14 protein-coding genes and 1 pseudogene are annotated in these 11,579 nt (G+C 73.3%); 6 read left to right on the plus strand and 9 right to left on the minus strand.

Going from position 1 to position 11,579, the window contains the following annotated elements; translation table 11 throughout:
- Positions 1–250: 250 nt before the first annotated feature.
- The 5 genes from rlmN to ACIP6W_RS16215 form a co-directional block, all read right to left on the minus strand.
- On the minus strand, positions 251–1,495 hold the full coding sequence (gene rlmN / locus ACIP6W_RS16195; RefSeq protein ID WP_326497309.1) for a 23S rRNA (adenine(2503)-C(2))-methyltransferase RlmN: 1,245 nt from the start codon (positions 1,493–1,495) through the stop codon (positions 251–253).
- A gap of 41 nt (positions 1,496–1,536) precedes the next feature.
- Entirely contained in the window at positions 1,537–2,487 is a 951-nt protein-coding gene (locus ACIP6W_RS16200) for a C40 family peptidase (protein ID WP_400430453.1), read from the minus strand.
- 182 nt (positions 2,488–2,669) lie between these two features.
- A complete protein-coding gene (locus ACIP6W_RS16205; RefSeq protein WP_311206668.1) occupies positions 2,670–3,542 on the minus strand; it encodes an alpha/beta hydrolase in 873 nt (290 codons plus the stop codon).
- A gap of 110 nt (positions 3,543–3,652) precedes the next feature.
- Complete coding sequence (locus tag ACIP6W_RS16210; RefSeq protein WP_066653433.1) at positions 3,653–4,702, minus strand: helix-turn-helix domain-containing protein; 1,050 nt, start codon at positions 4,700–4,702, stop codon at positions 3,653–3,655.
- A complete protein-coding gene (locus ACIP6W_RS16215) occupies positions 4,699–4,866 on the minus strand; it encodes a hypothetical protein (protein ID WP_400430455.1) in 168 nt (55 codons plus the stop codon). The genes ACIP6W_RS16210 and ACIP6W_RS16215 overlap by 4 nt, the downstream gene beginning before the upstream one ends.
- A gap of 385 nt (positions 4,867–5,251) precedes the next feature.
- On the opposite strand from ACIP6W_RS16215, the gene ACIP6W_RS16220 reads away from it, so the two are divergent.
- The 3 genes from ACIP6W_RS16220 to ACIP6W_RS16230 are packed head-to-tail and all read left to right on the plus strand — an operon-like array spanning position 5,252 to position 7,098.
- Positions 5,252–5,977, plus strand: a complete 726-nt coding sequence (locus ACIP6W_RS16220; RefSeq protein WP_400430457.1) for a class I SAM-dependent methyltransferase — start codon at positions 5,252–5,254, stop codon at positions 5,975–5,977.
- A gap of 10 nt (positions 5,978–5,987) precedes the next feature.
- Entirely contained in the window at positions 5,988–6,809 is an 822-nt protein-coding gene (locus ACIP6W_RS16225; RefSeq protein ID WP_400430459.1) for a PmoA family protein, read from the plus strand.
- 34 nt (positions 6,810–6,843) lie between these two features.
- Positions 6,844–7,098 (plus strand): hypothetical protein, encoded by a 255-nt coding sequence (locus ACIP6W_RS16230; protein ID WP_066653429.1) that lies wholly within the window; start codon positions 6,844–6,846, stop codon positions 7,096–7,098.
- A 6-nt stretch (positions 7,099–7,104) separates the two neighbouring features.
- Here the strand turns inward: ACIP6W_RS16230 and ACIP6W_RS16235 are convergent, their stop codons facing one another.
- Positions 7,105–8,553, minus strand: a complete 1,449-nt coding sequence (locus tag ACIP6W_RS16235) for a protein kinase (protein WP_400430461.1) — start codon at positions 8,551–8,553, stop codon at positions 7,105–7,107.
- Positions 8,554–8,674: 121 nt separating this feature from the next.
- On the opposite strand from ACIP6W_RS16235, the gene ACIP6W_RS16240 reads away from it, so the two are divergent.
- The 3 genes from ACIP6W_RS16240 (at position 8,675) to ACIP6W_RS16250 (ending at position 10,164) form a co-directional block, all read left to right on the plus strand.
- Positions 8,675–9,193: a tetratricopeptide repeat protein gene (locus tag ACIP6W_RS16240; RefSeq protein WP_400430463.1), complete on the plus strand. Its 519-nt coding sequence runs from the start codon at positions 8,675–8,677 to the stop codon at positions 9,191–9,193.
- Between the two features lie 127 nt (positions 9,194–9,320).
- Positions 9,321–9,938 carry a hypothetical protein gene (locus tag ACIP6W_RS16245; RefSeq protein WP_400430465.1) on the plus strand — a complete coding sequence of 206 codons (618 nt, stop codon included), beginning with the start codon at positions 9,321–9,323 and terminating at the stop codon, positions 9,936–9,938.
- Between the two features lie 19 nt (positions 9,939–9,957).
- Complete coding sequence (locus ACIP6W_RS16250; protein WP_066653422.1) at positions 9,958–10,164, plus strand: hypothetical protein; 207 nt, start codon at positions 9,958–9,960, stop codon at positions 10,162–10,164.
- Positions 10,165–10,224: 60 nt separating this feature from the next.
- On the opposite strand, the gene ACIP6W_RS16255 is transcribed toward ACIP6W_RS16250, so the two are convergent.
- The 3 genes and pseudogenes from ACIP6W_RS16255 to ACIP6W_RS16265 all read right to left on the minus strand — a co-directional run.
- Positions 10,225–10,413 (minus strand): hypothetical protein, encoded by a 189-nt coding sequence (locus ACIP6W_RS16255; protein WP_066653419.1) that lies wholly within the window; start codon positions 10,411–10,413, stop codon positions 10,225–10,227.
- A 36-nt stretch (positions 10,414–10,449) separates the two neighbouring features.
- Positions 10,450–11,244 carry an aquaporin Z gene (gene aqpZ, locus ACIP6W_RS16260; RefSeq protein WP_400430467.1) on the minus strand — a complete coding sequence of 265 codons (795 nt, stop codon included), beginning with the start codon at positions 11,242–11,244 and terminating at the stop codon, positions 10,450–10,452.
- A 155-nt stretch (positions 11,245–11,399) separates the two neighbouring features.
- Positions 11,400–11,579: pseudogene (locus ACIP6W_RS16265) on the minus strand (hypothetical protein); the annotation flags it as partial.

The following is an 11,579-nucleotide window of genomic DNA, read 5'->3' on the forward strand; positions in this document are numbered from 1 at the left end:
TCGGCCGTTCCGTTCTCCGCCTCAGCGGCAACGAGTGATTACTCTACGCACGGCCCGACCACACCACCAACACCACCCACATCCCGGGCGTGTCGTCCCCCGACTTCCCCGAGGACTCGCGGGAGGAGGGGTACCGAGCCGTGGACCGACGGGTGCCGGACGGCGGTGGCACGCGTGCCGACGCGACCCGGGAACGACGGGAGGCACGGTGCGGACCCGCACCGTGCCTCCCGTCCGACCGATCGTCGGCTCAGACGTCCGTCTCGTCCGCCGCGGCCAACTGGCCGCACGCGCCGTCGATCTCCTTGCCGCGGGTGTCGCGCAGGGTCGTCGGGACGCCCGCGGCGTTCAGCCGGCGGACGAACTCGTCCTGCACGTGGGGCTCCGACGAGGTCCAGACCGAGCCGGGCGTCGGGTTGAGCGGGATCGGGTTGACGTGCACCCAGCCCTTGCCACGCGCGTTGAGCTTCTCGGCGAGGAGGTCGGCGCGCCAGGCGTGGTCGTTCATGTCCTTGATGAGGGCGTACTCGATCGAGACCCGTCGACCGGTCTTCGCGTAGTACTCGTACGCGGCGTCGATCGCCTCGTCGGCCTTCCACCGCGAGTTCACCGGGATGAGCTCGTCGCGGAGCTCGTCGTCCGGCGCGTGCAGCGACAGGGCGAAGGTGAGCGGGATGTCCTCGTCCGCGAGCTTCTTGATCGCCGGCACCAGGCCGACGGTGGAGACGGTGATGCCGCGCGCGCTCATCCCGAGACCGTGCGGCTGCGGGGCGATCATCGTGCGCACCGCCTCGATGACCCGCTTGTAGTTGGCGAGCGGCTCGCCCATCCCCATGAAGACGATGTTCGTGACGCGCTCGGCGTCGACGCGGTCCTGCCCGCCCTTCCGTGGGTCACCCCCGAGCTCGCCGGCAGCGATCGCGGCGTTCGCCCGGACGATCTGCTCGATGATCTCGGCGGTCGACATGTTGCGCGTCAGCCCTGCCTGGCCGGTCGCGCAGAACGGGCAGTTCATGCCGCAGCCCGCCTGCGACGAGACGCAGAGCGTGATGCGACCGGGGTAGCGCATCAGCACCGACTCGACCAGGGCGCCGTCGTGCAGCTTCCAGAGGAACTTGATCGTGTCGCCCTTGTCCGTCGCCAGACGCCGGGTCTCCGTGAGGAGCGGCGGCAGCATCCCGGCCACGAGTTCCTCGCGCTGGGCCGCCGGCAGGTCGGTCATCGTCGCCGGGTCGGACGACCAGTGCGTGAAGTAGTGCGTCGACAGCTGCTTGGCGCGGAAGCCGGGCAGGCCGAGCTCCTTGACCTTCGCGACGCGCTCCTCGACGGTCATGTCGGCGAGGTGCACCGGCGGCTTGCCGCGCTTCGGCGACGCGAACTGCAGGAGGGGTCGCCCCTCGGAGTCCTGCGCCTGGGTCCACCCCTCGGTGCGCGGGCGCACCTGCGGACGCGTGGAGCGCTGCTCCTCGAACGGGGTGCGGGTCTCGGTGGCCATCACTCCAGTTTACGGGAGGTGCGCAACTCCCCGTCGACGCGTCACTCCCCCGCGGGCAGCAGACGCGCGAAGTGGTGGGCGTTCGGGTACAGCGGCACGATGTCGACCGGGTCGCCGGGGTGCGGCGCCTGCAGCACGATGCCGTCGCCGAGGTAGATGCCGACGTGGTCCTCGTCGTCGAACACCACGAGGTCGCCCGGGAGGGCCTCGGACTGCGGGATCGTCGTGGCGACCGCGTCCTGCGACGGCACGTAGTGGACGAGCGGGATGCCGACGGCCGCGTACGCCACCATCGTCAGTCCCGAGCAGTCGATGCCGGAGTGGCTCGCGCCGCCCTCGACGTACGGGTCCCCCATGTACTGCAGCGCCGTCGAGACGATCGTGGCGCGCTTGCCGCCCGCCGACAGCACCTTCGAGATGGCCGCCTCGGCCTGCTGCGTGGTGACGCCGTACTTCGTGACGATCGTCGGGTAGGACACGATCGTCGTGGTGGTCGTCATGCCGTCCGTCTGCACGACGGGGACCTCGACGTCGCGGGCGACGGTGAAGGACTGCGCGTCGTCCGCAGCCGTGACGGTGGACGACGAGCTGCTCGTCGTGGTCGCCGGGGCCGCGTCCGCAGGGACCGCGAGCGTCAGCGTCGACGTCACGGCGAGCGCCGGTGCGAGCAGGATCGCCGCGCGCTTGGCGTTCGCGGCGCGGCGGACGTGCCGCGGGTCGGCAGCCCGCTCGGCGCGGAGTGCTGCGGAGCGTGAGAGCACCGCGGCGCCGGCGACGGCGGTCGACGCGACCGGGCGCGGTGCGGCGAGCGAGACCGTGCGCGCGGGCTTCGCGGGCTGCACGAAGGAGGAACGGGCGACCGCGGGGCCGAGGGCGGCACGACGGCCGCGGGGACGCCGCAGCTCCGCGCGTCCCGACGATCCGGGTGCGGTCGGCTCGGTTGCTGCCGACCGTGCGCCGTCGTGGGCTGCGGGCAGTGCGTGTCGTCCCATGGTTCCTTCCGCGATCGGGCGACGGGTGGTCGACCGGCTCAGGAAGATAACGTATTGGTCACGAAGCTGTGACCGCCAGGGCTGGAGCGTCCGGTTCCTGCGGTTCGTCTCAGCCTGCCGGGTCGAGCGCAGCCCTCCCCGAGCGAGCGGAGCCGGTACGCAGCGGTCAGGCGCGGCAGCGGTCAGGCGCGCTCGAGGTGGCTCCGGACGCGCTCCTGCACGCGGGCCGCGTCGTGGTGGTCCCAGAGCCCGAAGTGGGTGCCGCCGGGCAGTGTGAGGAGCTCGGCTCCGGGCACGGTCGCAGCGGCCCGGGCACTGTGCTCCATCGGGACCTCGGTGTCCGCGTCGCCGTGCACCAGGAGCGTCGGTGCCCGGACGGCCCCGAGCTCGAGGTCGTCCACCGCTCCGAGCACCCGCACGTCGTTGTCCCACCCCGGACGGTTGCGCCCGCCCGCGTTGCCGCTCGAGGACAGGTCGAGCAGGACCCGGCGCCGGGGCCGGTCGTGCAGGACGTCCGCGACGTGTGCGGTGAGTGCCCGCCCGCGCAGGGAGCTGACGCCGGCCTCGGCGGTGCGGACGACGACGGACGGCAGCAGTCGCGCGGCGGACGCGGCGAGCGCCGCACCGACCCGGGTGTACGCGACGACCCACTCGGCGAAGGACGGCTTCGGCGGGACCCACCGCGCGGACAGCCCGGCAACGACGACGAGCGTCCGGATCCGGTCCGGGTGGCGGACCGCGAACCGGTAGGCAGCCGGGCCGCCGCCGGACCACGCCAGCACGGCGACACGGTCGATGCCGAGTTCGTCGAGGAGCGCCGCGTACCGGTCGGCCTCGTCGTCGAGCGAGGGGTGGTCCGGCTCGAGGGTCGTCCCCGCGTAGCCCGGTCGTGCGAGGGTCACGACGCGGAAGCGGTCGGAGGGCAGGAAGCGGGCCATCGCCTCGGCGGAGGAGATCCCGCCGGGGGTGCCGTGCAGGACGAGGACCGGGGCGCCGGTGCCGCGCACGGCGACCGCGATCCCGCCGGTCCCGGTGCTCGGTGACGTCCGCTGCATCCCTGCACGCTACCCAGCGCAGCATGGGGCGGACCGGGGCTGCGCGGTGGACGCGCCGGGTGCCTCCCGACCGACCTGCGGATCCGGACAGGCGAGGGAGACGGGCGGGCTCAGCCCGGCTGGGACCCCCGCGTGCGACCGGGGGTCCCGGCGACCGCGATCATCCGTCGCTGCCCTCGCAGCGTCTCCCCCGGGTGCTCCCCGTAGCGCGCGGAGTACGCGCCGGAGAAACGCCCCATGTGCCGGAAGCCGCAGGAGGACGCCACGGCTCCCACCGAGGTCTCCCGTGCGTCGGCGAGCTGCAGCGCGATCCGGGCCTTGTCGAGCCGGAGGTCCCGGAGGAACGCGGTCGGCGTCGATGCCTCGTGCCGTTGGAAGGTCTCCTGCAGCGTTCGGACGCTGGACTCGGCGCCGGCGGCGATCTCCGCGGTGCTGAGCGGGCGGGCGAAGTGCGCGTACATGTACGCCTTCGCCCGCTCGAGCGTGGCGACGGAGCCGTCGGGGACACCGCCGTCGGGGTCGGGGCGGAACGCCTCGAGGACGGCCTCGGCGAGTCGCAGGTCCAGCACCGCCCGCTCTCCGTCGACCACGTCGACGTCGAGCATCGCACCGGCGAGCTCGCGGAGCGTGCGCTGCAACGGCGCGAGGCGGGCGGACGGCACGGCGGCCGGGAACGCCAGCGGCACGGGGACGGCCGCACCGCCGACGACCGCGACGGCCTCGAGGAAGTCCGCGTCGAAGTGCACCAGGTGCACGGTGCCGGGCGGCGCCGCCACCGAGAAGGGACGACCCGCCGGGCACATCACCGGGACGCCCGGGCGGAGCGTGACGCCGTCCTCGCGGTCCGGGTCGAGCACGACACCGCCCTCGACCGACCACGCGAGCAGGTACTGCCGACCGGGGTCGAGCACACCGCCGTGGTGCGCCGAGACCGACGAGGTCCGCAGGCTCACCCGCCCGTCCCCGGTGGCACGGTACCGGTAGCTGAAGGGGGCGTCCCCGTCGGGACGGCACCACAGGTCGTGGGCGTCGTACACGTCCTCGTGGAGTATGCGGGCCCCGCCGGGTTCCGTGCCGCTGTGCACGACCTGTCGGACCGAGGTCCGGCGCTGCTCGGTCGACCGGTCCTCCGCGGGCGGGTCGACGGTCGCGGTGATCACGTGCGCTCGCCGCGGCTGGGTCCGCGGACCCGCCCCAGGTCCGCGAGCGACGGCGCCGGGGTGCCCTCGGGCACCGCCCAACCCCGTCGCGCGGCGCGGCGGAGGTGCCGGTAGGTGATGACGCGGACCGGTTCGACCCGCTCGTCCGTCTGGTACGTCGACATGTCGTGCTCCCTGCATCACGACCGCCTGGCGTCCTGCGCCGTCCGGAGTCCGGCCGGCAGGGTCGCGGGGTGGCGTGGTGTCCACCCTCGCGGCCCCCGCATGGCGTGGCCGCCGGACGATCTCGTCGTGCCGGCGACGGTACGCGCCGCCGGACGGCACCGCGGACACCGGACACCCAGGCCGCGCACTCCGGACGGAACGTCGTCGGCCGTCCGTCCGGTGTGCGACGGACGGGAGGCGCGTGACGGGCGGCCGTGTGCCTCCCGTCCGGCGGCCACTCGCGACAGGCTGCCGTCGCCGGTCCGGGCCTGATCGCGGCGGGCCGCCGTTGCCGGTCCGGCAAGGATCCTTGCGGTGCGCTCCGGTGCGCGGTCGACTGGGTGGATGCGCACGCACGACGACCCCTCCGCCCCCGCCGACGCACACACCCCGGCCCGCCCCGACGGCACTCCGGGTGGGGGCGGCACGGCGCGCGACTGGTGGGAGGCCCGGTACGCCGAACGGGACGGGATCAGGTCGGGCCGGGTGAACGCGGTGCTCGCCGACGTGGTCGCCGGACTACCGTCGGGTGGCGGCCGGGCACTCGACCTCGGGTGCGGTGAGGGCGGCGACGTCGTCTGGCTCGCGGAGCAGGGCTGGACGGTGACCGGTGTCGACCTGTCGCAGACCGCCGTCGACCGCGCCGACCGTGCGGCGCGGTCGGCCGGGGTGGCCGGACGGACCCGGTTCGTCGCCGCCGACCTGGCGACCTGGAGCCCGGCTCCCGACGAGCGGTTCGACCTGGTCACGGCGTCCTTCCTGCAGTCGTGGCCGGTCGGCATCCCCCGCGACGCGATCCTGCACCGGGCGACCACGGCGGTCGCTCCCGGCGGGCACCTGCTCGTCACCGCCCACGCCGCTCCGCCGCACCGCGACGTGCCCGAGGAGATGCGGTCCTACCGCTTCCCGACGCCCGAGCAGGACCTGGCGGCGCTGCGGCTCGACGACGGGTGGGACGTCCTGGTCGCCGAGGGCCGACCGCGATCGGCGACCGGACCGGACGGCGAGCGACACGAGACGGTGGACAGCGTGGTGCTCGTGCGGCGGCGACCCGCGGAGGTCGGCGCGTAGCGTCGGCGACGTGGGGACGGACAGCACGGAGGGCACGGGCGTGACGCACGGCGTCGTGGTACCGCTCGACGTCGCCGGGGTCCGGCTGGGCGAGCTGCACGACGGCGCGGACGTCCCGCCGGCCTGGGTGCCGCGGCCCTTCCTCCACCCGGTGCGGACGCTCGGCGGCGTGGTGCTCACCGACCGTCACCCCGAGGACCACCCCTGGCACTGCGGCCTCGGCGTCGCGTTCCCGGACCTCGACGGCGTCAACTGCTGGGGTGGACCGACGTACGTGGACGGTCCCGGCTACCGGTGGCAGGACGACCACGGCACCGCGACCGTCGGCCCCTCCGAGACGGACGGCGCCCGGGTGCGGCTCGGCACCGAATGGCGCGACCCGGCCGGCGCGCTGCTGCTCCACGAGGACCGCACGCTCGGCTGGCGTGCGACGCCGGACGGCTGGCAGCTCGAGTGGACGTCCACGCTCCGCGCGCCCGGTGCCCGACCTGTCGCGCTCGGCAGTCCGGCCAGCCACGGTCGCGCCGGTGCCGGCTACGGCGGCTGGTTCCTGCGGTTCGCCGCCTGCACGGACGTCGTGGTCCGCACCCCCGACGGCGCGGGCGAGCACCGCGTGCACGGTTCCGTCGCACCGTGGGTGGCCTGGACCGGTTCCTTCGCCGACGGACGGGCGCACGTGCTCGTCGAGGCGCTGGACCACCGCGATCCGTGGTTCGTCCGGGTCGCGGAGTACCCCGCGGTCGGTTCGGCGCTCGCCTGGCGCTCCCCCGTCGTCGTCCGGCCGGACGAGCCGCTCGTGCGGTCCTTCCGCGTGACGGCCTCCGACGGCTGACGATCCGTCTGCGCCGTCCGCGTAGCCTCGCGGTGTGTTCCTGATCTTCGGCACCCGCGGCTCCGACACCCTGCTCACCGTGGTCCGCTTCGTCTGCGGGGTGTGCGGCGTCCTGGCGGCGCAGCGGGTGGTGCGCCGCACGACGAAGCTCAGCCTGTTCTTCGTCCCGCTCGTCCCGCTGTCGCGCTCGCACCGCAACGAGTGCACCAACTGCGGTGCGGTGACCCGGATCACGGCCGAGCAGGCGGACCGGGCGATGACCTGGTCGGACGGCCGACCCGGCGCCTGACGCGGGTCAGCGCGCGCCGTCGAGCGGCAGTGCGTCGCTCGTCGTGCGCAGGGACTCCTGGCGGAGCTCCAGCTGCGTGGTGGCCAGCGCGGCGAGGTCGCGCAGGTTCGCCAGGTCGCCCTCGGACGCCTCACGCGGACGGACGTCGAGCACGGCGAGGGTCCCCACCGCGGTGCCGTCGTGCCGCAGCAGGGGCACGCTCACGTAGAACCGGATGCCGAGCGGCCCGGTGACGAGCGGACTCTGCCGCATCTCCGGGTGCACGGACCCGTCCGGGATCACCACGGGGACGGGTACCGGCGCGAAGCCGCTGCGGAAGCTGATGCTGCGCGCTGCCTCGTCGACCCCCTCGGCGATCCACGACTGCGACCACTCACGGTCCTCGTCGAGCACGTCGACCAGGGCGATCGGAGCGTCGAAGAGCCGTGCGGCCATCGCCACGGTGCGCTGCAGCGACTCCTCGGGCAGCGAGTCGAGCGTGGCAGGGCGGGCGTCCGCCGGGGCGGCTGGGGTCGGCTCGGCGGGGCCTGCGTCGGCGGTCGCGGTCGCAGCGGGGGCGGTCGCGGTCGCAGCGGGGGCGGCATCGGACCGGGCACCGGTGGCCGCGGGGTCGGCTGCAGCACTCTCGGTGATGACGACGTCGCGCAGCATCGTGACGAGCTGCGCACCGAGGGGCCGCTCCGTCGGGTCCTGCGCCGTCATCGCGCGGAGCAGGTGCTTCCAGTGCTCCGGCAGCGGCTCCGGCACGACCGGGTCGCGCGACAGCCGGGCGATGGCGGACTCGACGAGCGACCCCGGGAACTCGCGGCGTCGCGTGAAGCACTGGAGCAGCACGAGACCGAGCGAGTACACGTCGCTCGCGGGACCGACGTCCGCACCCCGGGCCTGCTCCGGGCTGAGGTAGGCAGCCGTGCCCGTCGTGACACCGTCAGCGGTGAGCCGTTCGACCCCCGCGGCCAGGGCGATCCCGAAGTCGGTCAGCCGTGCGCGGGCCCGGTCGGAGCCGGTGCCGTAGTCCACGAGCAGGATGTTGGACGGCTTGATGTCGCGGTGCACGACGCCGTGCGGGTGGATGTACTCGAGCGCCTCGGCCATGTCGTAGCCGATCTCGGCGATGTGCTTCGCGGAGAGCGGTCCGACCTCGAGCCGCGCCTCCAGGTCCTGTCCGACGACGAGCGACATGACGAGGAAGCGTCGCGGACCGCTGCCGACGACGTCGACCACACCCGCGTCGAGCAACCCGACCAACCCGTGGTGCTCGAGCGCAGCGAGGACGCCGAGCTCTGCCTCCTGCCGCGCCAGGTCGACGGAGCCCGGGTGGAAGAGCTTCACGGCGACGGGGCGGTGCAGCACCTCGTCGGTGGCGCGGTACACGACGGACATGCCGCCACGCCCGATCTCCTGCTCGAGTCGGTAGCGCCCGTCGAGGAGCGGCGCGGCGTCGTCGTGTCCCATGGGTTCCTCGTCGTCCTGTCGGTGGGCAACGATGCATCTTCGCATCCTGGTGCCCCGGATGCGCGCAGGGGCACGTCCACCGGATGGTCGCGCGTCGGAGCGGTGCCGCTAGCGTGACCGTGTGAGCGAAACCACGACCCCGCAGCCACGACCCTCCGACCCCGACTGGGAAGCACGCGTCGCGGCGCTGTGGGCGGACGACACCGTGGACGACGCTGCCCGGATCGACCGGATGCGCGAGCTCGCGGCGGTCGCACCCCACCCCGCGCTCGGCTCGTTCGAGCTCGGTGGCGCACACGACTCCGGCGGGCAGGAGGCCGCCGCGCACGAGCAGTACGCCGCGGCGACCGAGGCGGGGCTCGGTACCGTCGACCCCGATCGTGCCGCACGGCTGGTCGTGCAGCACGCGTCGACCCTCCGGAACCTCGGCCGGATCGACGATGCGATCGCGATGCTCCGCGACGCCCCACCGCACCCCGCGACCGGAGCGGCCCCTCGCGTCTTCCTCGCGCTCGCGCTGCACAGCGCGGGGCAGGTGGACGAGGCGCTCCGGGTGGCGATCGAGGCCGTCGAGCCGACACTCCCCCGCTACAACCGATCGGTGCGCGCCTACGCGGCCGCGCTCACGGGCGCGGACTGATCCGCCCTCGCCCAGCAAGCTGACTAGTTGCACGCTGGTCAATTGATATTCACAATTTGATGTTTGACACTACCGGCTCAGGATGGACAGTGGTCGGACCGCAGACGGCGGTACGAACGGGGAAGTCATGGCCAGATCGATCATCACCACTTGTGCACGATGGAAGCGCCTCGGCGTCGCGACGCTCATGGTCGCGCTCGTCGCCTCGGTCGCGTCGGTGTCACCGGCCCACGCTGCACCATCCGACCCTTCGGCTGCTTCCCTCGGGGCCGCCTTGTCGAGTGCGATCGGCAGCGACGGCGTCTTCGATGGAGATCGTGCGCGCGCAATCGGCGTGTCCACCGAGGCAGTCGATGCGTTCGCGACCGGACGGTCGCTGGTCGGTCTCGCCAGTCGGCACGCTGCGGTCGACCGCCAGCTCGTTGACGAGATGGACCGGTCGACCGCCGTCGTGCGCGCCTGCGCCGGGAAGAATCGGTGGGACCACACCGGGATCCAGCTGAACGTATACCTCAACTCTTGCAACACCACGAGACTGCTCGACGTGCTCGGAGCTTCTGCGGGAGTCGCGACCGCCATCGGGATCATCACCGCCGCGACCGGTCTCGGAGGAGCTGCGGCAGGCATCATCGCTGCCGGTCTCGCAGTCGCCGGCGGCGTGCTGACCGCATGCTCGTCTCGCGGGCGAGGCACCGTCATCCACAACATCCCGCCGGGATCCGTGGTCTGGTGCAACAACCAATGACCAACGGCAGGAGAAGACCGTGTCCGGAGATCGCCTGAGGACCAGCTTGCTGTGCATCGCTGCACTCCTCTCGGGTGCAGGAACGACGCTGGCGCTCGTCGGCGCGTTCGTGAGCCCTGCGGATCAACCGACCGCGACGTGGCTCACCGTCACGGCCCTGCCGTTGGTGCTGCTCGGAGTGGCCGCGCTGCTCGCCGCAGTGTTGCTCGGCCGTCGGCCCAGGTGAAGCAACGGACGGGAGGCGCGGTGCCAGCTGGCACCGCGCCTCCCGTCCGTGGTCGCCCCGTCAGTGCGAGGCGGCCTTCTCGATCTTCTTGCGGAGCTTCGCGCGCTGCTTCCGCGCGTGCGGGTCGTTCCAGGCCTTGCGGATGGTCTCGGCCGTGCTCGTCTTCTTCACGACGGGCCGGTTCGACCGGGACCCGATCCAGATGCCGACCAGGGCGATGAGCCCGATGACGATGATGCGGTTGCGCATGCTGTTCTCCTTCTCTCGGTGGGTGACCGCGTGGGGTCAGCCGGTGATGCGGCGGCGACCGCCGACGCGGACGATCAGGCCGGCGACGACCGCACCGAGGACCGGTGCGACGATGAAGACCCAGAGCTGGGCGAGCGGCGTGGCCCCACCGTAGACCGCGGCAGCGACGGATCGTGCGGGGTTCACGGAGGTGTTGCTCACCGGGATGCTCACCAGGTGGATGAGGGTCAGGGTGAGGCCGATGCCGATCGGGGCGATGGCCTGGTACTCCTGCTTGGCGGTGATCGAGAGGATCACCGCGAGGAAGACCCCGGTGAGGACCGCCTCGGTCAGGAAGACGGCGCCGAGGCCGTACCCGCCCGGGCTGGCACTGCCGAAGCCGTTCGAGGCGAAGCCCGCGTCGTGCGCGGCCCGGAAGGCGCCGGCCTTCCCGGAGAGCACGATCGCGATGATGCTGGTCGCGGCGAGGCCGCCGAGGACCTGCGACACGATGTAGCCGGCCACGTGCCGCAGGTCCGTGCGCCCGGCGGCGAGGAGGCCGAGGGTGACGGCCGGGTTGAAGTGGCCGCCGGAGATGTGCCCGACGGCGGCGATGCCGGCGACGAGCGTCAGACCGAAGGCCAGTGCGACGCCGAGGAAGCCGACGCCGGACTGGTTGTCGGTGTCGCTCGGGAAGTTCGCGGCGAAGAGTGCCGTACCGACGCCGCCGAGCACGAGCAGGAAGGTGCCGAAGAACTCGGACAGGTAGCGGGCCAGCGGGCTCCACTCGGCAGCGTCCTCGCGACGCTGTTCCGAGGTCGATGCGCTGACGGCTCCGTGGTTGCGTGCCATGTGGGGTCTCCTCCTGGGTCTGCGGACGGGAGGCTCGGGTCGCCTCCCGGGTTCGGCTGCGGCTGTGTGGACGGCCGGTTCCGGGCACGGAACGGCCGGGGGACGTCGGGCGTCCCCCGGCCGGTGGGTGGTGCTGCGTGGTGCTGGTGGTGCTGTTACTGGACGCGGGTGGTGCGTGCCAGTGCGGTGCGGGTGCCGCCGGTGAGGTGGACCAGGACCGGGATCTGTCGGCCGAGGGTGTGGTCGAGGGTGGTCAGGGCGTGGTCGACGGCGTCGAGGACGGTGACCGCGTCGCCGCCGCGGCGGACGTGGACCCGGATGCGTGCGGCGCGGGT

The organism is Curtobacterium sp. NPDC088465, assembly GCF_044753165.1.
Lineage (GTDB): Bacteria > Actinomycetota > Actinomycetes > Actinomycetales > Microbacteriaceae > Curtobacterium.